At 35.7% G+C, this 24516-nt stretch carries 16 protein-coding genes; 9 read left to right on the top strand and 7 right to left on the bottom strand.

What is annotated here, in order from left to right; genetic code table 11:
• The first annotated feature begins 3 nt into the window (after positions 1-3).
• From B0M43_RS18855 to B0M43_RS18830, 6 genes are all read left to right on the top strand, one after another.
• Complete coding sequence (locus tag B0M43_RS18855) at positions 4-2307, top strand: GH92 family glycosyl hydrolase (protein ID WP_078007727.1); 2304 nt, start codon at positions 4-6, stop codon at positions 2305-2307.
• Between the two features lie 36 nt (positions 2308-2343).
• Positions 2344-3774, top strand: a complete 1431-nt coding sequence (locus tag B0M43_RS18850) for a glycoside hydrolase family 125 protein (RefSeq protein WP_078007726.1) — start codon at positions 2344-2346, stop codon at positions 3772-3774.
• A 31-nt stretch (positions 3775-3805) separates the two neighbouring features.
• Positions 3806-5986 (top strand): GH92 family glycosyl hydrolase, encoded by a 2181-nt coding sequence (locus B0M43_RS18845; RefSeq protein ID WP_078007725.1) that lies wholly within the window; start codon positions 3806-3808, stop codon positions 5984-5986.
• 77 nt (positions 5987-6063) lie between these two features.
• Complete coding sequence (locus tag B0M43_RS18840; RefSeq protein WP_078007724.1) at positions 6064-8022, top strand: glycoside hydrolase family 97 protein; 1959 nt, start codon at positions 6064-6066, stop codon at positions 8020-8022.
• Positions 8023-8326: 304 nt separating this feature from the next.
• On the top strand, positions 8327-11026 hold the full coding sequence (locus B0M43_RS18835; RefSeq protein ID WP_078007723.1) for a glycoside hydrolase family 78 protein: 2700 nt from the start codon (positions 8327-8329) through the stop codon (positions 11024-11026).
• Positions 11027-11123: 97 nt separating this feature from the next.
• Positions 11124-12446, top strand: a complete 1323-nt coding sequence (locus tag B0M43_RS18830; RefSeq protein WP_078007722.1) for a sugar porter family MFS transporter — start codon at positions 11124-11126, stop codon at positions 12444-12446.
• 150 nt (positions 12447-12596) lie between these two features.
• Here the strand turns inward: B0M43_RS18830 and B0M43_RS18825 are convergent, their stop codons facing one another.
• The 6 genes from B0M43_RS18825 to B0M43_RS18800 form a co-directional block, all read right to left on the bottom strand.
• Entirely contained in the window at positions 12597-13619 is a 1023-nt protein-coding gene (locus tag B0M43_RS18825) for a hypothetical protein (protein ID WP_078007721.1), read from the bottom strand.
• Positions 13620-13859: 240 nt separating this feature from the next.
• Complete coding sequence (locus tag B0M43_RS18820; RefSeq protein WP_078007720.1) at positions 13860-14531, bottom strand: hypothetical protein; 672 nt, start codon at positions 14529-14531, stop codon at positions 13860-13862.
• Between the two features lie 78 nt (positions 14532-14609).
• Positions 14610-15317, bottom strand: coding sequence for a hypothetical protein (locus B0M43_RS18815; protein WP_123921818.1), 708 nt, complete (start codon positions 15315-15317; stop codon positions 14610-14612).
• 46 nt (positions 15318-15363) lie between these two features.
• Positions 15364-16167, bottom strand: a complete 804-nt coding sequence (locus tag B0M43_RS18810) for an HmuY family protein (RefSeq protein ID WP_078007718.1) — start codon at positions 16165-16167, stop codon at positions 15364-15366.
• Positions 16168-16174: 7 nt separating this feature from the next.
• Positions 16175-16894 carry an HmuY family protein gene (locus B0M43_RS18805; protein ID WP_078007717.1) on the bottom strand — a complete coding sequence of 240 codons (720 nt, stop codon included), beginning with the start codon at positions 16892-16894 and terminating at the stop codon, positions 16175-16177.
• Positions 16895-16919: 25 nt separating this feature from the next.
• The gene (locus B0M43_RS18800; RefSeq protein WP_078007716.1) at positions 16920-19304 is read right to left on the bottom strand and encodes a TonB-dependent receptor; all 2385 of its coding nucleotides are present in this window, start codon (positions 19302-19304) and stop codon (positions 16920-16922) included.
• Positions 19305-19905: 601 nt separating this feature from the next.
• Here B0M43_RS18800 and B0M43_RS18795 point away from each other — a divergent pair.
• Complete coding sequence (locus B0M43_RS18795; protein ID WP_065448449.1) at positions 19906-20364, top strand: RNA methyltransferase; 459 nt, start codon at positions 19906-19908, stop codon at positions 20362-20364.
• Between the two features lie 52 nt (positions 20365-20416).
• Here B0M43_RS18795 and B0M43_RS18790 read toward each other — a convergent pair whose 3' ends face one another.
• Positions 20417-20773, bottom strand: a complete 357-nt coding sequence (locus B0M43_RS18790; protein ID WP_065448450.1) for a hypothetical protein — start codon at positions 20771-20773, stop codon at positions 20417-20419.
• A gap of 241 nt (positions 20774-21014) precedes the next feature.
• On the opposite strand from B0M43_RS18790, the gene B0M43_RS18785 reads away from it, so the two are divergent.
• Positions 21015-22049 carry a LacI family DNA-binding transcriptional regulator gene (locus tag B0M43_RS18785; RefSeq protein ID WP_065448451.1) on the top strand — a complete coding sequence of 345 codons (1035 nt, stop codon included), beginning with the start codon at positions 21015-21017 and terminating at the stop codon, positions 22047-22049.
• A 303-nt stretch (positions 22050-22352) separates the two neighbouring features.
• Positions 22353-24515 carry an alpha-glucuronidase family glycosyl hydrolase gene (locus tag B0M43_RS18780; RefSeq protein WP_078007715.1) on the top strand — a complete coding sequence of 721 codons (2163 nt, stop codon included), beginning with the start codon at positions 22353-22355 and terminating at the stop codon, positions 24513-24515.
• The last annotated feature ends 1 nt before the right edge of the window (position 24516 follow it).

Raw genomic sequence — 24516 nt, 5'->3', positions numbered from 1 at the left:
GTTGTGGTAAAAAATAAACATAAAATAGTTTTTAGTTTATTCACATTCTTCTCATTCGTGCCTACTAATGCACAAAGTGTAGCTGTTTGCGAAACTAAACTTCCTGTAGAATGGGTAAATCCTTTAGTAGGTACAGATTCTGATTACGGCATCTCAAACGGAAACACCTATCCCGCGATTGCAATGCCCTGGGGAATGAATTTCTGGACACCTCAAACAGGCAAGATGGGCGATGGCTGGGCTTATACCTATAAATCAAACAGAATAAAAGGTTTCAAACAAACGCATCAGCCTTCGCCGTGGATGAACGATTACGGTCAGTTTTCGATCATGCCGGTTACTGGTGAATTAAAATTTAAGGAAGAAGAAAGACAAAGCTGGTTTTCTCATAAAGCAGAAACTGTTACGCCTTATTATTACAGTGTTTATCTGGCAGATCATAACGTTACAACCGAAATTACCCCCACAGAAAGAGCCGCGAGATTTAGATTTACATTTCCCGAAACAGATAATGCGTACATTGTTATTGATGCTTTTGATAAAGGATCTTATGTGAAAATAATTCCTTCTGAAAGAAAAATTATCGGTTATACCACTAAAAACAGTGGAGGCGTTCCGCTTAATTTCAAAAACTATTTTGTGATCATTTTCGATAAAGAATTGAAGTTAAATTCAACCTTCAACGGAGATATTTTAGGAAATGCACTTGAGATGCAGGCAGATCACGCTGGTGCTGTAATTGGTTTTAAAACAAAAGCGGGAGAACAAGTAAATGCTCAGGTAGCGTCGTCATTTATAAGCTATGAACAAGCAGAAAGAAATCTCAAAGAAATAGGAAAAGACAACTTTGATGAATTGAAAGAAAAAGGAAAAGAAACCTGGAACAAAGAATTAAGCCGTATAAAAGTAGAAGGCGGAACAAACGACCAAATGGGAACTTTTTATTCCTGTTTGTACAGATCGCTTCTTTTTCCGAGAAAGTTTTTTGAGTTCGACAAGAATAAAAAACCGGTTCATTACAGTCCTTATAACGGAAAAGTTTTGCCGGGTTATATGTTCGTAGATACTGGTTTCTGGGATACTTTTAGAGCTTTATATCCTTTTTTAAATTTAATGTATCCGGAATTAAATGCGCAAATGCAGGAAGGACTTTCGAATGCATTCAATGAAAGCGGATGGTTACCGGAATGGTCCAGCCCGGGATTACGAGATATTATGGTGGGAAATAATTCAGCATCAATTGTGTCCGAAGCGTATTTAAAAAGCGGAAAAGGAAATAAATACGATATCGAAAATTTATACAAAGCGGTGATTCATGGCGCTAATAATGCCGGACCGCTAAAAGCAGTAGGTCGTGCAGCAGCAGATTCATACAATACATTAGGTTATGTACCGCATGATATTGTAAACGAAAGTGCCGCCAGAACATTAGAATATGCTTACGATGATTTTGCGATTTACCAATTGGCGAAAGCCTTAAACAAACCGCAGTCAGAAATTGATTTATATAAAAAGAGAAGCTTAAATTATAAAAACCTTTTTGACCCGAAATACAAATTAATGCACCCAAAAAACAGTGACGGAAAATTCATGGAACCTTTTGATCCTTTTCAATGGTTCAACGGATTTACCGAAGGAAACAGCTGGCATTATTCATGGTCTGTTTTTCACGATATCCAAGGTTTAATTGATTTAATGGGAGGCAATCAGTCATTTGTTTCACAATTGGATAAAGTGTTTTCGTCACCTCCAATTTTTGCCACTTCAAATTTCACCGGAGGAGTAATTCACGAAATGAGGGAAATGCAAATTGCCAATATGGGACAATATGCTCACGGAAACCAGCCAATTCAGCATATGATTTATCTTTATAATTATGCGGCAGAACCGTGGAAAGCACAATATTGGGTAAGAGAAACCATGAACAGAATGTATCATGCAACACCGGATGGTTATTGCGGTGATGAAGATAACGGACAAACTTCGGCCTGGTATGTATTTTCTGCTTTAGGTTTTTATCCGGTTACTCCGGCCTCAGACCAGTATGTTGTAGGAGCTCCATTATTCAAAAAAGTAACAATTGAACTGGAGAACGGAAATAAAGTAGAAATTAATGCTCCGGACAACAGCGATACAAGCAGATATATTAAAGAGATGAAATGGAATGGAAAAACGTATTCAAAAAACTGGATCAGTCATTCTGAATTGATGAACGGTGTAACATTAGATTTTGATATGTCGACAACACCGGACCTTAAAAGAGGAACTGAAAAAGAAGATGCTCCGTACTCATTAACAAACGAATAAAAAAGATATCTCCCTATAATTTAAAAACATACAACAATGCAAAGAAGAAAATTTATCCAGAATGCTGCTTTATTTGGCAGTTTAGCCCTTATCGATCCTATGGAAATAATTGCAGGAACTAAAATGGTAAAAGATTTCCCTATTGTAAGGGTTGCAAAAGGAAAAAGGAATTTTGAAAGTGATTTTATAGAAAAAACGATAACCGAATTTCAAAAGAATGTAAAAGATAAAGAATTAGGATGGCTGTTCAACAACTGTTTTCCCAATACGCTTGATACTACAGTAACCTATTCACAAAAAAACGGAAGACCGGACACCTATGTAATCACGGGAGATATTGATGCCATGTGGCTTCGAGATAGTTCTGCTCAGGTATGGCCTTACATGGCTTTTGCCGGAAAAGACACCAAACTAAAAAACCTGATTGCAGGTGTGATCAACAGGCAAACAGAATATATATTGAAAGATCCGTATGCGAATGCGTTTTACAACGATCCAAACAAAAAAGGAGAGTGGACAACAGATCATACCGATATGAAACCCGGAGTTCACGAAAGAAAATACGAAATAGATTCATTGTGCTACCCAATAAGACTGGCTTATAATTATTGGAAAAATACCGGAGACACTTCTCCGTTTGATGAAAATTGGGTAAAAGCAATTAAAGCAACTTTAAAAGTATTCAGAGACCAACAGCAAAAAGACGGTCACAATCCTTACACATTTCAAAGAACCACACAATTTGCTACAGATACAAGACCATTAAAAGGATACGGATATCCTGTTAAACCAGTTGGTTTAGTGTGTTCGGCCTTTAGGCCAAGTGATGATGCAACGGTTTTTTCTTTCTTAATTCCGTCTAACTTTTTTATTGTAGCGAGTATGAAACAGGCTGCAGAAATGTTGGAAACCATTAAAAAAGACAGCGCTACAGCAAAAGAATTAAGAGCTTTGGGTAACGAAGTAGAGCAGGCAATACAACAACACGCCGTGGTGAAACACCCTAAATACGGAAACATTTTTGCTTTTGAAGTTGATGGTTTTGGCGGTCATTTACTTATGGATGATTCCAATGTACCAAGTTTACTGAGTTTACCTTATTTAGATGCTATCGATGTGAATGATCCAACGTATCAAAACACCAGAAAATTTGTACTATCAGAAGATAATCCGTTTTTCTTTAAAGGAAAAATAGCCGAAGGAGTTGGAGGACCGCACGTTGGGATGGATATGATCTGGCCAATGTCATTAGTAATGAGAGCTTACACAACATCGGATCAAAATGAAATAAAACAATGTATCAAAATGTTGAAAGCATCGCATGGAGACACCGGTTTTATGCACGAATCTTTTCATAAAGACGACGCTAAAAATTTCACAAGATCATGGTTTGCATGGACCAATACATTGTTTGGTGAATTATTGTGGGATACGTACCAAAAACATCCAAAATTACTGGAACTATAGCTATTTGTAACACGTTTTAATTCTTTATAAAATGATAAAATTAAACAAGAATATCGTTCTTGCAGCCCTTTCTATGTCCATTTTTGGCTTTAATGCGGCGGCACAGAAATCCGGTGGCGGACTTGCAAAAGGAAAATATACAGCTTTGGTAAATCCGTTTATTGGTACTGCACCTTTATTAGATACCAAAATAATAGGTTATACACCACCCGCAGATATGCGTGTTTGGGCAGGATTAGTTTTTCCGGGCTCATCTGTACCTAATGCAATGGTACAATTAAGCCCTATGACAAAGTACAGATCCGGTGCAGGATATGAGTATGAGGACACGTCAATTTTAGGATTTACCCATACCAATAAAGGACATTGGAACCTTTGTCATATTCCGCTTTTACCCGTACCTGACGGCGCAGCATTTCCGTACAAATCATCTTTTAGCCATGATCAGGAAAAAGCAAGTCCTGCTTATTACGAAGTATATTTAAAAGACTATAATGTACAGGTAAAATTAAGTTCTACATTGCGTTGCGGAATACACGAATATACTTTTAAAAACAACAAAGGCCGAAAAGTACTTTTTGATCTGGGCAAAGCCAATAATCATGTAGACGATTGGCAAATCAAGCAGGAAGGCAACAATGCAGTAAGCGGTTTTCAAAGAACAGGAGGCGAAAAAATATATTTTTATGCCACATTAAGCAGTCCGATTGAAAAATTAGATACCAAAGATATTGCTAAAAGTGGCGGATATACTTTGGTAAATATAAAAGACGGAGATACAAAACCGGTAACGGTAAAAATAGCCTTGTCTTTTGTGAGTGTAGAGAATGCAATCGAAAATCTGAAAGCAGAAGTAGGAGATAAAAACCTCAACAAAGTTTTTGAAGAAGGAAGCACAAAATGGGAAAACCTGCTTTCTAAAATTCAGGTAAAAGGAGGAAACGACCAGCAAAATGTAATGTTTTACAGTATGTTGTACAGATCGTTTTTGTGGCCAGCTTTACGAAGTGACGTCAACGGACAATTTACAGATGAAGCGGGAAAAGTTCGAAAAGAAAACTATCATTATTATACACTTCCTTCATTATGGGATGATTACAGAAATAAACTGGTTTTGTTAAGCATTTTTTCACCGGATGAAACCAGCGATATTATCAGTTCGATGATCAACGAAGGAGAAATTAAAGGTTTTATGCCAACATTTTTTCACGGAGATCATGCAGCCTCTTTTATTGCAGGTTCTTATATGAGAGGTATCAGAAAATATGATGTTAAAAAAGCATACGAGTTACTATTAAATAATGCGTATAAAGAAGGCGGTACAAGACCTCATATTGCGGAATATATTGCAAAAGGATATGTTCCGGAACAAGATATAAAAAATCCTGTAGTCGAAACCAAAGGAAATGCAGGAGTTACTAAAACTTTAGAATATGCTTATGATGATCATGCATTGGCATTATTGGCTAAAGAACTAAAGGATACAGAACATTATAATGATCTGGTAAAACGTTCTAAAAATTATGCAAATGTATTTGATAAATCGACCAGTTTTATGAGAGGTAAATTGGCCGATGGTAAATGGGTAACACCATTTAATCCTGAGTTTCCGTACTATGAATACATGTATCGTGAAGCAAATGCGTGGCAGTTATCATTTTTTGCCCCACAGGATATGCCTGGCTTGGTAAAACTGTACGGAGGCGCAAAACCTTTTGAAGACAAACTCGATGATTTTTTTACAAAACCATGGAATCCAAATTATATTGCCTGGAATATATCAGGTTTTATTGGGCAATATTGTCATGGTAACCAACCGGATCACGAAGCTCCGTTTTCGTATTATTTTGTAAATAAACCTGAAAAATCACAAAAAAGAATAGACGAAATATTAGAAACAATGTACGGAATTGGGCCTGAAAAACTGGCCATGTCAGGTATGGATGATGCGGGCGAAATGTCGTCCTGGTACGTGTTTGGTGCACTGGGCCTTTACCCGTTATCTCCTGCCGATCCCGAATATATTGTAACTGTTCCTATTTTTAAAGAAGTAGCATGGACAACACCTGCAGGCAAAAAAGTAACGATCAAAAATCCGAATGGTAAAAGAAATCTGGAAACTATAAAAGTAAACGGCGCCAAGATCGACGGCTATTTTGTTTCGCACGATTTGTTTACGAATGGTGGTGAAATACAAGTGATAACCAAATAATAAGAATGTATTGTATAGTATAAATTAAAGTAGCGTCCCTTTTTTTTGGGACGTTATTTATATAAAACCGATTTGAAATGAAAACAATTAAAGTATTGATTTGCCTGTTTTTTGTATTGGGATTTTCCCACGGTTATTCCCAAAAAAAGTTTGAACTCCTTTCGCCCAACGGAGCAATAAAAGCTTCGATTGCTTTAGAAGATAAAATTTATTATTCAGTAAACATTAATAACGAAGAATTAGCATCAAATAATCATTTGGCATTAATTCTGAAAAATGAAACCTTAGGGCTAAATCCTAAAGTAACAGGAAGCAAAACAGGAAAAGTAAAGGAAGAAATTAAACCAATTGTTCCGTTAAAATTTTCATCAGTATCCAATAACTATAATTATTTAGTATTAAATTTTAAAGGAGATTACGCAGTAGAATTTCGTGCTTTTGATGATGGAATTGCATACCGATTCATAACGGCTAAAAAAGGCGAAATTGAAGTACTAAATGAAGATTTCTCGGTTAATTTTCCAGAGGATTATCTATTGCATTTACAACAGCCGGGAGGTTTTAAAACCGCTTATGAAGAAGCCTATTCGCAAACAGCGGTCAAAGATTGGAAACCTGCTGATAAAATGGCTGTACTTCCTGTTTTAGTCGATTCAAAAAAGCAATACAAAATATTAATTAGCGAATCTGATCTTTCTGATTATCCTTGTTTGTTTTTGAAAGGAACAGGAAAAGGAATTACAGCTGCGTTTCCTAAAACGCCTTTAGAATTTGGTCCCGACGGAGACCGAAGCCTTAAAATCCTCAAAGAAGCCAATTATATAGCAAAAACCAAAGGAACAAGAAGTTTTCCGTGGCGTTATTTTGTCATTATCAAAGAGGACAAACAGCTTATAGAAAATACAATGACCCTGAAACTGGCTCCAAAAAGTGAACTAACAGAAACCGCTTGGATAAAACCCGGACAAGCCAGCTGGGAATGGTGGAACGGCGCTACGCCTTATGGTCCGGATGTGAACTTTGTATCGGGTTATAATTTGGATACTTATAAATATTATATCGACTTTGCTTCAAAATTTGGAATAAAATATATCATTATGGATGAAGGCTGGGCCAATAGCACAGAAGATCCTTATTCACCAAATCCAAATGTCAATGTTCATGAATTGATCAAATATGGTAAAGAAAAAAATGTGGGTATCGTATTATGGCTTACATGGCTTACGGTTGATAAAAATAAGGGCGTTTTCAAAACCTTTAAGGAATGGGGAATTGCAGGCGTAAAAATTGATTTCATGGATCGCAGTGATCAGGTAATGGTCAACTATTATGAAAATGTAGCCAAAGAAGCAGCAAAACATCAAATATTGGTAGATTTTCACGGCGCGTTTAAACCTGCAGGATTAGAATACAAATATCCTAATGTAATATCGTACGAAGGAGTAAGAGGAATGGAACAAATGGACGGCTGTAAACCGGATAACAGTCTGTACCTTCCTTTTATGCGAAATGCAGTTGGCCCAATGGATTATACACCCGGTGCCATGATTAGCATGCAGCCCGAAGTATACAGATCCGAAAGACCAAATTCTGCAAGTATAGGTACAAGAGCCTATCAGCTTGCTTTGTTTGTGGTTTTTGAAAGCGGTTTGCAAATGCTGGCCGATAATCCAACGAATTACTATCGCGAGAGAGAATGTACTGATTTTATAACTTCGGTACCTACAACCTGGGATGAAACCAAAGCATTAGAAGCAAAAGCAGGACAATATGCCATTGTTGCAAAAAGAAAAGGCACGAAATGGTTTATTGGCGGAATCACTAATAATGCTGAAAAGCAAAGGAATTTCAAATTAAATCTGGACTTTTTAAAAGCCGGAAAATCATATAAAGTTACTTCATTCGAAGACGGCATCAACGCAGGATATCAGGCAATGGATTATAGAAAAAAGAATTTCACAGTTACCAATGCTGCTAACATCGAAGTAAAAATGGTTAAAAATGGAGGATGGGCAGCAGTTTTGGAGGAAATTTAAAACGCAATTCTTTAAAAAATATAATTGATTGTGTTTTAACTTGAATGGATTTTGAAAACATTGTCGAAAAAATCTCTCGAAGATATCCTAAGTTTTTTTGACTAGGCTCCAGCTTTAGCTGGGGTTTATATAAAATCAATCTCAATGGCTTTAGCCAAAAATGCGTGATTTGGCTAAAGCCTATTATTGCGCTAATTATTACCTCTAGCTAAAGCAGGAGGCTAGTCAGGAAATTGATACTTGAAAATTGGCGATTCTTTAATAATATTAAAACCAATGCAACTATTAAAAAAAAGAAAATCTAATGATAATACAGCATAAAAAAATTACTAAAATAATATATCCGTTTTTCCTTTTTCTGTTAATGAGTTTCGCGGGTTATTCTCAAACTCCTGTAAATCTCAAGTGCGAGCATTTGGTTAATCCGTTGGGAATTGATGTACCTCAGCCAAGACTTTCGTGGCAATTAAGTGGCAGCGGACATAATGTACTACAAACAGCCTATCAAATAGAAATCGCAACAGATTCTATCGCTTTAAAAAAAGGCGAAGGATTTGTTTGGAATAGCGGAAAAGTAGCGTCTGATGCTATTTTAATTCCTTATAGCGGAATAGCTCTGAAATCTTTTACCACTTATTTCTGGAGAGTAAAAATTTGGGATGGAAAAAATAAAATGCAGATTTCAAAAATTCAGCGATTTGAAACGGCAATGTTACAATTTAGCGATTGGAAAGGCAGTTGGATATCCGATTCTCATGATATGAATTACAAACCGGCTCCTTATTTCAGGAAAGAAATTACAACAGCAAAAACGATAAAAACTGCTCGTGCTTATATTACAGCAGGCGGATTATATGAATTTTATGTAAATGGAAAAAAAGCAGGAGATCGAATGCTGGATCCTATGTTTACCAAATTCGACAGTAGAAATTTGTACGCAACACTCGATATTACAAAACAGCTGCAAAACGGGAAAAATGCATTTGGTATTTTGTTAGGAAACGGCTGGTACAACCATCAATCGACCGCTGTTTGGCATTTTGATAAAACAATTTGGAGAAATCGACCTCGTTGTCTGGTCAATATCAGAATTACTTATTCTGATAATACTACGGAAACAATAGTCACAGATGAAACATGGAAAACGGCTGACAGTCCTGTAATCTTTAATAGCATTTACACTGGTGAACATTATGATGCGCGCAAAGAAATGAGCAACTGGAACAAACCTGATTATAACGATAACAACTGGAATAAAGCCATAATTGTACAATCGCCATCATCAAAATTAGTGTCACAGCAATTACATCCAATTCGGGTTACGGCACATTTAAAACCAACGAAAGTAAACAGAATAAATGACACTTTATCGGTTTTTACCTTCCCCAGAAATATTGCCGGAACAGTGAGCCTTTCGATCAAAAATGCAGTTTCCGGAACTATTTTCAGAATAAAACACGCAGAACGTTTGTACAAAAACGGAATGGTTGATCTTTCTAATATCGATTTGCATTACAGACCCACTGACAATACTGATCCTTTTCAGACCGATATTTTTATTGCAAAAGGAAATGATAAAGAAAGTTTTTCTCCAAAATTTAATTACAAAGGATTTCAATATGTAGAAGTAACTTCAAGCCGGCCTTTTGCACTAGATCATCATAATCTTGTTGCGCTTGAAATGCACAGCGATGTTCCTGCCGTGGGGAAAATTAAAACTTCGAATCAGGTTTTTAATAAAATATGGGAAGCAACAAATAGTAGTTATCTCGCAAATTTATTTGGTTATCCGACAGATTGCCCGCAACGCGAAAAAAACGGCTGGACAGGCGACGCGCACACGAATATAGAAACGGGATTGTATAATTTTGACGCAATTACCATTTACGAAAAATGGCTCGCCGATCATCAGGACGAGCAACAACCCGATGGAGGGATTTCCAATATTGTTCCAAATCCCGGAGCATTTGGCTATGAATTTGCAACCGGCCCTGACTGGACGAGTTCTATAGCGATTATTCCGTGGAAAATATATGAGTTTTATGGCGATGCCCGTTTGCTGACCAAAATGTATCCCAACATAAAAAAGTATGTAGATTTAATTGATAAGAAATATCCAACCGGTATTACAGATTGGGGATTAGGCGATTGGGTTCCTGTAAAAAGCACCAGTTCGAAACCGCTTACTTCTACAATGTATTATTATACAGATGTTTTAATTTTAGCTAAGACCGCAAAACTGTTAGGAAACACCAACGAGGCCAATCACTATTTTAATTTGGCAGAAAAAATTAAAAGCGTATTCAATGAACAGTTTTTTAATAAAAGTACCTATTTGTATTGCAGCGGTACCCAAACAGAATTGTCCGGCCCATTATATTGGGGATTGGTTCCTGATGCGTACAAACAAAAAGTAGCCGATAATTTGTATAAAAAAGTACAGGAAACTAATTTTCATCTTGATGTTGGTTTATTAGGCACAAAGTCTTTGCTAAATGCATTAAGCGAAAATGGCTATGCCGATGCTGCTTATAAAATTGCTTCTCAGGAAGATTTTCCCTCCTGGGGATATTGGATCAAAAATGGGGCTACCACTTTGTTTGAAAACTGGCCTTTGAATGTTGAAAAAAATGACGCTTCGATGAATCATATTATGTTTGGAGAAATAGGAGCGTGGATGTACAAAGGACTGGGCGGTATTTTTCCTGACGAAAGTTTGCCGGGTTTTAAGCATATAATTTTAAAACCCAATTTTGTAAAAGACCTTACTTATTTCGAATCAGAACATACATCTCCTTACGGGAAAATAGTGTCGAACTGGAAAAGAGAAAACAAAAAAGTATTTTATGAAGTAGTGGTTCCGCCAAATGCTACTGCTAGTTTCTATTTAGAAAAGAATAGTAATTTTACTTGTAATTCAAAGGATATTAGTGTCAGTAAAGAAGGATTATTTAAAGTGATTCAGCTTAAATCTGGATCTTATTCTTTTAAAATTACTGAATAATAAGAAGTTTATTAGGCACTTTTTTATGAATATTTATAGAGATGACAAAATATTGATGAGGTGTTGCGCTTTTTTTAATGATTTAATAAATACCACTATGAACAAAATATTATTATGGTCTGTTACAGCTGCATTGGCTGGATTTTTATTTGGTTTTGATACCGTTGTAATTTCTGGTGCCGATACCAGATTACAGGAATTATGGCATACTTCGGATGTTTTTCACGGTTCTGTTGTAATGGCTATGGCTTTATGGGGAACTGTGGCAGGAGCTATTTTTGGAGGTATTCCGACCAATGTATTAGGAAGAAAAAAGACCCTTATCTGGATTGGAATTTTATTTTTGGTTTCGGCAATTGGTTCCTCTTTGGCAAACGATCCCTGGACTTTTGCCTTTTTTAGATTTTTAGGCGGATTAGGAATTGGCGCATCGACTATCGCGGCACCGGCTTATGTTTCTGAAATTGCGCCTGCAAAAGATAGAGGAAGATTGGTTTCGTTATATCAGTTTAATATTGTTTTGGGAATTTTGATGGCTTTTTTGTCCAATTATTTATTGCGGGATGCAGGAGAAAATGCCTGGCGATGGATGATTGGTATAATGGCTTTTCCTGCTTTTTTTTATACGGTAATTGTTTTTACGATTCCGGAAAGTCCAAGATGGTTACTTTCTAAATCAAGAATTGATGAAGCCAAAACGATTTTACAAAAAATTGACCCTACAGCCCGTATTGAAGATTTAATGCAGGAACTCCATATTGGTCAGGAAGATAATAAGGATTTAAAGAAAGAGACTATATTCTTGAAAAAATACAGATATCCATTGATGCTGGCTTTTTTAATCGCAGTATTTAATCAGTTTTCAGGAATTAATGCATTTTTATATTATGCGCCAAGGATTTTTGCAGAAGCTGGCTTAGAACAAAGTGCAGCCTTAATTAGTAGTGTGGGTATTGGTGTAACTAATTTAATATTTACACTTATTGGTGTTTTTTTAATTGACGTTTTGGGTCGAAAAGTGCTAATGTATATTGGATCTGTTGGCTATATTATTTCTCTGGGATTGGTCTCTATTGCTTTTTTTCTAAAATGGGAAGGAATGCAGGTACCTGTTTTTTTATTCTTATTTATTGCTTCGCATGCCATAGGACAAGGTGCTGTAATTTGGGTCTTTATCTCAGAGATTTTTCCCAATCATTTACGTGCCAGCGGCCAGGCATTTGGTTCATCAGTACATTGGATTCTGGCAGCTATTATTCCGTCCATGATTCCTTTTTTATTCTCGACGATTGGAGCCGGAACTGTATTTTTGATTTTTGCTGTAATGATGGTATTTCAATTGCTTTTCGTGATTTTTATGATGCCGGAAACCAAAGGAAAATCTTTGGAAGAACTTCAGAAAACTACTTTTAAAAGTTAAGCAATTCATGATAAGGATGTACAAGAAATGGAAGAAGGAAATTGGGTGAAAATTCCAATTAAAAAAAAACAAATTCCAAGTGTTGAGAAAGTTGGAGAAAAAGCCTTTAGAAATAATTGATCTAAAGGCTTTATTCTTTCAAAAAAAATATTACTTAATAGTTACACTATAATTTAAAACTGAAGAACCATCATTGGTGGTAAATCTAATTCTGTCATATATTCCTGCAGGAATTCCTGATGGTACTTTTAACACAGCTCTGTAGGGAGTTAGACTTACAATTTCGACAGGATAAATTAAAGTTTTAGCTTTGTTATTATAAAGAACTGCAGCTGTTATGGTATTCATCATTCCACCTCGAATTTCAAAGGTTTCACCAGCTTGTTTCTCGATTAGAGTACCATATCTTTCAGCAGAAAAATAATCAGGTTCTGCAACCTCAACCTTAAACCTTTTATCTACACTTGTGTTTTGCAGTACGTACGCACCATTCTTAATACGCATATCATATTTTCCCGCAGGCATATTATCTGGAAGAAAGTAGTACACTCCATAATCGGGAAATAATCCGCCGTCTCCAACTCCCAGATAAACTATTTCTGCGGTGTATTCTGTTTTTTTATCAGTAGCATCTACAAAATATACTTTGGTATCTTTAAGACTTAACCATAAATTATCTATACCGGTTGCCGACTCATTATTGGTCATTCTTTGCATAAAACCTTTGTATAAAAAATCTCCAGAATTATATGTCCAGCTTTTAGGCTCTTTTTGTCTAATGTCTATTTTGATGGTATATTTTTTTGTAGTGCCTGCTTTTGAAGTAACAGTATATACAGTACCGTCTTTAAAAGGGACTTCTGCGCCTGATGCGGGACTAATAGTTGCTTCTGTACCAAGAATAATCTCGGGTTTAATGGTTTCCGGCAATGCCATATAACTGCTCCAGGTAATGATGATAGCATCATCAGTTAGAGCACCATTAATAGCATTATTTTCGGTATCCTTAAAAGTAAATGATTCGATTTGGGTGTATCCGGGAACTTTAATTACATCACCTGGAATGTCATTGATTTTATCAACATATTCTGTATCACAGGAAAAGAAGAGTGTTGATAAGAAAAGTAGTATAGCGGTATGTAAAAATATACCGGTTTTGTTGCTTTTATCCATGATTGTATGGGTTATTTAATTTTTAAAAGATTTTATTTATTAGTTTTGCAGCTCATTGATTGGCTTGCTTTTATTTTTTAAAATGCCTGTACTTTCGATGCTTACGGTAATTTATAAGGCCGTTTGATAGTCATGGGGGAATGATAGGATAGGGGTAATATGCAGAGATCGCCGGTCAGCTTTGCTGCAAGTAACCTTTAAACATTTCATGATCCCATGTTCTTTTTTACGCGTTATTAATTATAATACTTTTGTCCAGTTATAGTTTATTGTACTGCTTGAAGTACCTGGAGTAACACTTGTTACTTTAACCAAATAAGCTTCTGTAGCTGATGAAGGACTTGTAACAGATGTAGCATCTGTTCCTGAGTTTGTTTTCCAGATTACAATCGCTTTAGAAGGAGTCATAACATGCGTAGTGATATTGTATGAATAATATCCTAAACCGTAACTTGTTCCTGATATAGTACCGTTATATCCTAATACATTGTATTTGTCTGTTGGAGCGGTACCAAGATTAGCTGCTGCATTTTTTACAGCAACCGCCGTTTTCCAGGTTCCCCACTCATCACAAGTTGAACTTAGGTCTATTGTACCTACATACCATTTTCCCGTATTGCCTACAGGACGTACAGAGGCGCCGTAAATTCCTTCCCATTGTACATTTACACCTCCAATTGTCGCAGCAACCGGAGTCCAGTTGGCATCAACAGAGGATGGAGCCTGCCATCTGTTTACAGTTACAGAGGTTGCAGTTACAGTACAAAGATCAAGTAAAGCTTTTTTTGTTAGATTGCTTGATCCTTCTTGTTCTTTTGCTTGTGCTTGTGAATCAACAGTTTGTTCGTCATTGCTACAAGATGTCATTGAAATAGCAGCCAATGCTACAATTGATAAAATAAATTTTTTCATAATTTTTTATATTAAATAGATTAAGTGGCTTATTTCATTACCCTGGCAGCGAAGACAGGCATTTTTTTATTTTCTTATTTAATTGGTGATCCTGAAAGGATATTTCATTGTTTTAGAAACATTATAGCTTTCCATCAACAGCCAATAATCAGTATCGGTCTGAAGACCGTTTTCAATTGTAGGAAATGAGTACATAATATAAAAACTTGCAATATCGACTCCATCATTATATTGTTTCAACTGGAATTTTTTGTTTCCTTGTGCATCTACAATAAATAACTTTGTTACTTCATAAGACGGTACGAAGTTTTCTCCTTTTACGGTTAGAGAAGATCCTGCCTGGATGTTAAAAATCTCAGTTTCGGTAGACAATTCTTTTAAAATTATTTCCGGCTGTTGTATCACAATTTTAACGGTATATACAGCTGTTGTTTCATCTGCGGCTTTTGTAGTGTAGGTTACGGGAGTTTTACTAAATACAGGAAGCAACTCTGTGGAAACTGGAGAAATTGTAGTTTTTTCGGGTAATGTTATAGCAGTTTCCAGATATTGATATTCGTAAAAAGAGGGCAGATAAACCGTAATCGTTTTTTTTACGTTATCTACAGCACTGTATAAAGCCTGACTTTCGCCCGGATTTGTGACTTTAAAAGATAGAATGCGTTTTGCATCAAGGTCTGTTACAACTTCTTTAATGGTTTCTCCTTTTACATCTGTCCACCTGTCTTCTTCATTATCACATGAAGTTAAGAGACTAAATAAGGTGAAAGCAGTAAAAAATGACATTGTTTTGAATTGGGTAATTTTAATAGTCATGTTAATTAGGATAGAGTTATTTAATTTCAAATTTGGTACTTCCTTTAGGAACCATTACATAGTCAAAAGTGTAATACATATGCGGAGTATCTTTAAACCACTCGGCAGAAGTGTATACATCTTTGTAAACAGAAATCATTTTAATTTTGGCGTAATTTCCGTTAGCTGTTTTTAGGATAATTGTTCTGGCCGGAATCACAGTTCCGTTCGCAATTTTAAGAGATTCTCCAAGCGCATAAGCTACGTGCGCTTTTTGAGGATTAGTGCCATCAGTTACCACTTCACCTCCAAAATCGTATAAGTACCATCCGGTTCCGTTACCAAAGGAACCTGCATCATCTGTACCAATAAGGTCAATACCTGTTTTGAACTGATTGTCGGCCGGAATATCAACTACATCATTAAAATGTTTTGCGACAATTGTAATTCCTCCCACACCGCCTGCAAGAGAACCGTTATTTTGTGTATTGGTGCCGTTATTTCCAGATAAAAAACTGGCATAAAGTCCGCCAAACGCCAAGTCCCATTTTTTTGTTTTTTTATAAGAACCTTCCACAGCTTTGTTTTCTTCAAGACTGTAATAGAGCGTTGCCGATGGAGCAGTAGGATTGTCATCAGAAGTACTTCCCTGATAATTTTTTACATGTATTACTTTATAAAACAAGCCGTTATCGGGTACCTCTGTTCCGGGATTTTCACTACCGTTTTCTGAATCTGCGGGTTTATCATCTGATGAACATGCTGTTAGTAGTACAGCAAGGAGCAAAAGCGGCAAAAGTATTTGTGGTATTTCTTTAATTAGGGTTTTAATTTTTTTCATCGAATAATTAGTTTGTGTTTAAATTTTTGCTTCCGTCATTTTGAATATAATACTTAAAGGTAAAATAAGGAGCTGGCCAGTTAAGGTCAGTTACAGCAGGCGGATTGCCTTTATAAGCATTTATGAGCTGCAGTTTGGCATATTTCCCATTCGGAAGTCTTATTGCATAGGTACGATTTGGAATCGACTGCATAATATGACTGCTTAAACTGTAATAAAACCAGCCGGCAGAACTTTCAGATGATGCCCAGCCTATTTTGGTCACTTCGCTGCTATCAAAATTGGCATCAGAAGGAGCCTGGCTTACATTTTTATAATCTTCATTAACCAGAATCACAGCTGTTTTTTCGGCTGGACCACCAAAACCGGGATTGTATTGGTATTTTGCATTATTTACAAAAACTTCACTATTATAAGGCCCCGTAAAAGCCAAATCCCAGTTGGATGTTTTCATATATTGCAAAGAATCCGCTTTTGTGTGAAGCCATATTTGTTTCTGATCACTAAAACGGAAAAGAAAAGTATGAAAGCTTCTTTGTTCTTTGCCATCTGTACCGCCACCCATAGAAGCTCCGGTATCTCCAGCAAGATCTGTGATTACTGTACTTTTACCATCTGCCAGAGAAGCAGTTGTATCTTCTTCATTACTGCTGCACGAGCTGAAAAATGTTACTGTAAAAAGTAGTAGCAGTGCGCTGTATTTTTTAACGGTTTTGTTTGTTATCATTTAGAAAGTATTAATGTTTATTATTTTATTGATCTTTAAAGAATCGGTAACTTACGCCGGCCAGAAGAATTCTTCCGGGCTGTCCGGGCATTAGAGGATCGGTATAATTGAAAATATTATCTGCAGTAAATCTGATGCTGAGATGGTCTTTTAGCAAGCGTTTTTCCAGACTGGCATTGGTAAGCCAATATTCTTTTACAAAAATATCGTACTTATCGATGAATTGATTTCCGTTGCGATCTCCAAACGGATATTTGCCCCTAAAGTTTACCCTGACATTGGCATTAAGTTTCCAGGGCGTATAATTGTAAAAAACGGCTGCATTTGCCATATGACGGGAACGATTTTCAATTCCCCAATAATCAGATGGACGCGGCTTATAAGAGTTTCCTGTGGCGGGATCATGTATGTTTTGACTATAAGGCCATTTTCCTGCACTGATACTGTCTTTTACGCTAAGATCTTTCGCAATTAAGTATTGATATCCTGTACTTATTTCCAGATTTTTTAGCGGACTATATTTGATGCCAATTTCAAAGCCTTTGTTCACGGCTTCAGGAAGATTTTGATAGGTGTAGATAATCCTGTTGTTTGTACCTGTAGCAACTTGTATGCTGTTGATTTGATTGGTTATTTTATGATAAAATACATTTCCTTCGATTTTAAATTTTTTAGAAGGTTCCAGAATTAATCCTGCATTGTAAGATGTGCTTTTTTCAGCCTGCAGATTTCCGGCGGTTTGATTAAGTACATATTGCCTAATTTCGCTTATCTGTCCGTCTTGTTGCATTTGCTGTAGTGTAGGAGCGAGGACTGCATTACCAATAACCAGATAGTTGCTGCTGGAATTGTAAAACACTAAGTAGTTGGTTTTGAAATCAGGAGCTTTAAAACCTGTACCAATTCCGGCCTTAAAAGTTATTTTGGGAGTCATAAAATACTGCAATCCAAAACTTGGATTCAGTCTTCCTCCAAAATTATTGGTATGGTCGTAGCGCAATCCGCCAACGGCCTTTAATTTCTGAAAAGGTGTCCATTCGCCCTGAATAAAAGAAAAGAAATTTTCTAATGAATTTACATTGTTTAGTGCGTTGTCATTCATGTTTTCTAGGCTTCCGCCAACGCCTCCAACAAGCTGATATGAATTGTTATTACTGTACGAAAATTGCTGTTCAAATCGGTGGAGTGTTTGTTTAAAAACATCCTGACTTACAGCATTATTGGTTTGCTGCCAGGCTACACTCATATCTGCAGTGTAGTAAGTAAGATAATATCTGGTGATGCTTCTGAGATTGCTATTAAAACGATGATCGAAAGAAACAGAAAGATTAAGATCCTGTTCGTCCTGATTATCACCTGAAATATGACCCAAACCAAAATCCTTCTGCATAAAAGAACGGCGCAAACCATAACGTCCGCTTAAATTAAGAAAGCTTTTTTCATTGATTTGATAACGGGATCTTCCTTGTAAACTGTAATTATCGTAAGGCGGAGATGTATTTCCTTTTATATATTTCGAATTTGTATTGTAACCGTCTGTTCTGTAATAATTAGCAGCAAGATTTGCGGTTCCCTTGTTTTGTAAAAATGGTGTTTCTCCTTCGAGTGTAGCATCTATAATGTTAAGTGATCCGTAACTTAAGGAAGCCTGCATTTGCGGATCGATAACTCCGTGTCTTGTAATAATATTAATAGTACCGCCAAGAGCTTCGCTGCCATAAAGACTTGATGAAGCGCCTTTGATAATCTCGATACGTTCAATGTTTGAAACACTAATTCGGGAAAGATCAAAATTTCCGTTATTTCTCCCCACCATAGGCTGCCCGTCTATGAGCACCATGATGTATTCACTGCCAAACCCCTGCATTTGTACGCCTACTGATCTCGCACCGCCGCTTATATTATTGACGACAGCAATCCCGGTTTGTTCTTTTAACACTTCATCAAGTCTTCTGCTGCCCATTAATTCTATCGTTTTTCGGTCAATTATGGTAACAGGCATTGCACTGTATTGTGCGTTGACCAGGTTTTCGGGATTATTCTTAGCAACACGGCCTACTACGCTTACTTCTTTTAGGTCAATACCAGCTTCCATCTCGATATGAAGAGTTTTAGCGGCATGTCCGTCCAGAATAATCTCTTGTATGTAATCTTTAAATCCCATGTTAGTAACCGTTATAGTATACTTTCCGTTTGTTAATCCGTAAAATGAAAAAGAACCATTGCTGCCCGATGTTGCGATTTTCCCACCAGGCTCTAATACAATCATTGCTTTTGATAATGGATCGTCCGAATGATAAACAGATCCTTTTATCGTATTCGTTTGCGATTGTATTAAGCTACATTGTAACAAAATAAAACCTGTAATAATCATTTTTGGTATAGAACTGTAAGTGTTGGTATTTCTCATTGGTGAATTATCAATTGCTTAAATTTGAAAAAACAAAGCAACTATTCTTATTTAGACTGTGTAAAAATAGTAATTATAGATTTAGTAATAGTATTTTTTTTACATAATTGAATTTTAAGAAAAGATGCAAAAGAAATACTACTTCAATAAATAAATGAGATAATTGTATTTAAATTACTTAATTTTAAATGTTTAAAAAATAATTTAATTAACGCTTAATTTTATTTTTTAAGATTAATTTAACATAATTTCCACTTAAGAGTTATGATTTTTCAGCCGGTTTAATAAGAGAATTATCTTACTTTATTGGTTATTTAAATCAAGTATTAACAATCAAAAGCTTTTAATTAACATTTTATTTTGAATTGAAACCCAAATCGTTTACTAAGAATTGCAATTAAAAAAGCAGTACAAAAGAGTATTGTGGTAAAAGATAATTAATCAGATAGTGATTAATGAGAAAACTGCAATCGTGATCTTATGGAAGAAAGTCCTACTAAAGTAACTGTAATATAAATATTTAAATATGTCCTGAAAAGGATTTTTGTTCTTCTTCATATAAAAATTGATTTATCTATTTACAGTTTGTATTTTTGCCTTTATGAATGATAATTTTATAAATGAATATTTCGGAATAGGAATACAAAATGGTAAAACGCCTGAAAATTTAGGTGTTTTGTGGCGATCGGCTCAAAACTTAGGAGCTACTTTTATCTTTACTATTGGTAATCGATATGCCAAACAAGCCTGTGATACTCACGATGCAGTAAAAGCAATTCCTTATTTTCATTACGATACTTTTGAAGCATTTTTTGACAACTTACCTAAAGGCGCCCGATTGGTTGGTGTTGAATTAGATGAAAAAGCTTCGGATTTAGAAACCTTTGAACATCCGCGCCGCTGTGTTTATTTATTGGGAGCAGAAGACCATGGCTTATCCAGAAAAGTAATGGATAAATGCCATCATTTAATTAAATTTAAATCAGAAAAAAGTTTAAATGTAGCTGTTGCAGGAACTATTATTATGTACGACAGAAACCTGCCTAAACCGCGATCTTAAAAAGCGGTTATTTTTAAATAGAGAAATAAAAAAGTATTTATAAAAATCCAGTCTAGTTTAGATTTTTATTATTGAGCCTTAAACAGTGCTCTGTACCTAAATAGAGCGGGTTTCCGTGTTTTTCAGACCAAAAGCCTTCCAGTACATCTTTGTTGATGCATCTGTAAACAGCTATCCCTTTGTATATTTTTTTGTCATCTCCTCTGTAGTTAAAGTTAATGACTAAAATATTATCTTTAAAAAAACCATGCCCGTTTTGTTGTTGGGTATTGTTGATTAGCCAGTTAGCGATAATGCGATTGTTTTCATCGAGCGAAAGACTCAAAATACCTTTATATGTTATTTGATTACTCTCGTCCTGATTGCTTCCTGAAATGGAATAATTACCAATTAAATCTTGTACAGTCATTTATTTTTCAATGCAGTATTAGTAGTGCAGTATTTACTTGAATTAAAAGATGTCGAAATACAATGATAAGAATCTGAACAAAATAAACCAAACAATACTTATTCTTTTTTAGCAGAATAAAGATGAAGATAGCATTTTATAGTAAAAGGATCAAATCGAACAACCGATTGTGTGAAAAGAAATTTTTTCAACTGTAATAGAATTAAAATAATTACATTTACTCATTATACTATAGTAAGTAATGGAAGAACATAAACACGTAACGATATACGATATTGCCGAGAAGCTTAATCTTGCGACATCGACAATTTCTAGAGCTTTAAAAGATCACCATACTATTAGTGATAAGACAATTAAAAAGGTGAAGCAAACAGCCAAGGAAATGGGTTTTGTCCCAAACACTCTGGCTGCGGGTTTAAGAGGCAATAAATCCAGAACCATTGGTGTTTTAATCCCAACGATAACCCAGCCCTTTTTGTCTTCTTTGATTAGTGGTATCGAAATTGCCGCTCAAAAGTCTGAATATTCGGTACTTATTATGCAGTCGCATGATTCGTACGAGACAGAAGTGGATCTGGCGAAATCCTTATATAGTAACAGAGTAAGTGGGGTTATTTGCTCTCTGGCAATGGAGACTAAGGATACTTCTCATTTTCAGCAATTTTCCAACAATAATATTCCCCTTGTATTTGTTGACAGGGTTCCAAGAGATTATGATACATTTCGTGTTGTAATTAATAATTATCTGGCTGGTTATAAGGCAACAAAGCACCTGATCGAACAAGGATGCAGGAGAATTGCTCATCTAACTGCCGGATCAGAATTTGGAACTCTATATAATGAGCGTAAAAGAGGTTATATTGATGCATTATTAGAACATGAACTTTCTGTAGAAGACGATTTGATTATAAGTCTAAAAGAAATGACGTATGAAGATGGTGTAAAAGCCTGCAATAAATTATTTGATTTAAAGCTTCCTCCTGACGGGCTTTTTGCGCCTGGAGATATTCTTGCTGTAAGTGCTGTTCAAACGGCTAAAAAAAGAGGAATTAAAATACCACAAGATTTTGCAGTAATAGGATTTAATAATGATCCAATCTCAGAAATCATTGAGCCTAATATTTCGACTATCACACATCCTGCGGAGAAGATGGGGAGAGCTGCTGCCGAATTAATTATTAAAAATCTAAAATCTTCTAAAGAAGAAGAGGATGCTAAAGAAATAACATTTTTAAATACACAAGTCCTTATTCGTGAATCTTCAAAGCGGATTTAGAATTTATTTAAAACGATCTTATAACCTGTTAATCGCTGTATTAACAGGTTATTTTTTTTCTATACAAATTCTTTTTAATCTCCATTGATAATAATTTAGTACCTCAATAAAAGAGCGAAACAGGAAAATAAATTGTTTTTTATTTTTTTATTGGCATATTTTTGTATTTTAGCACAACCGATTGCACAAGCTTTAATATTCTTAATAATATATTTTTTTGGCATTTTTTTTACCAAATAATAATATTTTAGCTGAATTTGCAATTTGTGCCTCAATGATAAATTTAAAAACAGCAACTAAAAAATGACGCAATTAAAAAAGACTTTTACCCAATCCATTGTACTTATTTTTGTAGTTTGTTGGTCCGCTTCGGCTCAAAAGGACTATAAATTATGGTTGCAATACAATAAGACTACTGATGCTGACGTAGCGGCAGAATATCATTCTAATATTCAGGGAATCGTTTCTTTTGGAAAATCTGAGACTATAAAAATTGCCTGTGCAGAACTACGATTAGGTTTGAGCGGGATGTTAGGAAAGGAATTTGAAATTAAAAAAATGGCTGGGGGAGATCACAATATTATTTTAGGTTCTAAAGAAGTATTAGATCCTGAAATTCAAAAAGAAATAGGAAGTTTTGATCAGATTAATAAAGAAGGTTTTATCATTAAATCCATTTCCGTAAAAAATAAGAAACAAATTGTCATTGCCGGAAAAAGTGATGTTGGGGTTTTGTACGGTGTGTATCACTTTTTAAGATTAATGCAAACCAATAAATCAATCACAGATTTAAAAATTGTCGATGCTCCAAAAATAAATCTTCGTCTATTAAACCATTGGGACAATTTAGACAGAACTGTCGAGCGTGGTTATGCTGGCTTTTCGTTATGGAATTGGCAAAAATTACCTGATTTTATAGATCAGCGTTATATTGATTATGCAAGGGCAAATGCCTCGATTGGGATCAACGGAACAGTTTTAACCAATGTAAATGCAAATGCGTTGATTTTGACTCCTCAATACATGGAAAAAGTAGAAGCTTTAGCGAATGTATTTCGTCCTTACGGAATAAAAGTATATTTAACGGCCCGTTTTTCGGCACCAATAGAAATTGGCGGTTTAAAAACAGCCGATCCAAAAGATGCGCAAGTAGCCAATTGGTGGAAAGAAAAAGCAAAAGAGATTTATAAAAGAATTCCTGATTTTGGAGGATTTCTGGTAAAAGCAAATTCTGAAGGACAACCCGGACCTCAAAATTACGGAAGAGATCATGTCGACGGAGCCAATATGTTAGCAGATGCCGTAGCGCCTTTTGGCGGCGTTATTATGTGGAGAGCATTTGTATATTCTGAACATGATGCAAATGACAGGGCAAAACAAGCTTACGCCGAATTTCAACCGTATGACGGAAAATTTAAAGACAACGTAATTGTTCAGGTAAAAAATGGCGCGATCGATTTTCAGCCCAGAGAGCCTTTTCATCCTCTCTTTGGCGCAATGCCAAAAACGCCAATTATGATGGAATTTCAAATTACACAGGAATATTTAGGTTTTAGTACACATTTGGTTTTTCTGCCAAAATTATTTCAGGAAGTTCTGGAATCAGATACTTTTCAAAAAGGAAAAGGTTCAACCGTTGCCAAAGTCGTTGATGGAACTTTAAGCCAACATAAGCTTACCGGAATTGCCGGGGTTTCGAATATAGGAAATGATCTCAACTGGACTGGGCATCCTTTTGCACAGGCAAATTGGTACGGTTTCGGAAGATTAGCATGGGATCCTTATTTAAATTCGGAAATAATTGCTGATGAATGGCTGCGATGTACTTTTTCGAACAATGAAAACTTCATTAAACCAGTCAAGGAAATAATGTTAACGTCACGAGAAGCGGTTGTAAATTATATGACTCCGCTAGGTTTGCATCATATTATGGATACCGGGCATCATTATGGTCCGGGACCGTGGGTTTCTAATTTATCCAGACCAGAATGGAATCCAACTTATTATCACAAAGCAGATAAAAACGGAATTGGTTTCGACCGATCAAAAACAGGAACCAATGCCACAGGTCAATATGCGGCGGAAGTAGAGCAGGTTTTTGACAATCTAAAAACTTGTCCTGAACAGGATTTATTATGGTTTCATCATGTATCTTGGGATTACAAATTAAAAAATGGCCAAACACTCTGGAACGGCTTGGCTTTAAAATACCAAGAAGGAGTAAATCAGGTTCAGGAAATGCAAAACACCTGGAATAAAGCGGAAAAATATGTTGACAGCGAACGTTTTAAAGAAGTTCAAATGTTGCTGGAAATTCAATACAAAGAATCAAAATGGTGGCGCGATGCCTGTTTGCTGTATTTTCAGCAATATTCAGGTAAAGAATTACCGGTTGGAGTAGAAAAACCAACACAAACTTTAGAGTCTTTCAAATCATTAAAATTTCCGTTTGCACCGGGAAATTAAG

Source organism: Flavobacterium sp. KBS0721 (assembly GCF_002007065.3).
GTDB lineage: Bacteria > Bacteroidota > Bacteroidia > Flavobacteriales > Flavobacteriaceae > Flavobacterium > Flavobacterium piscis.
The sequence above is the reverse complement of the archived record's forward strand: the minus strand, read 5'-3'. Positions and strand labels throughout refer to the sequence as shown.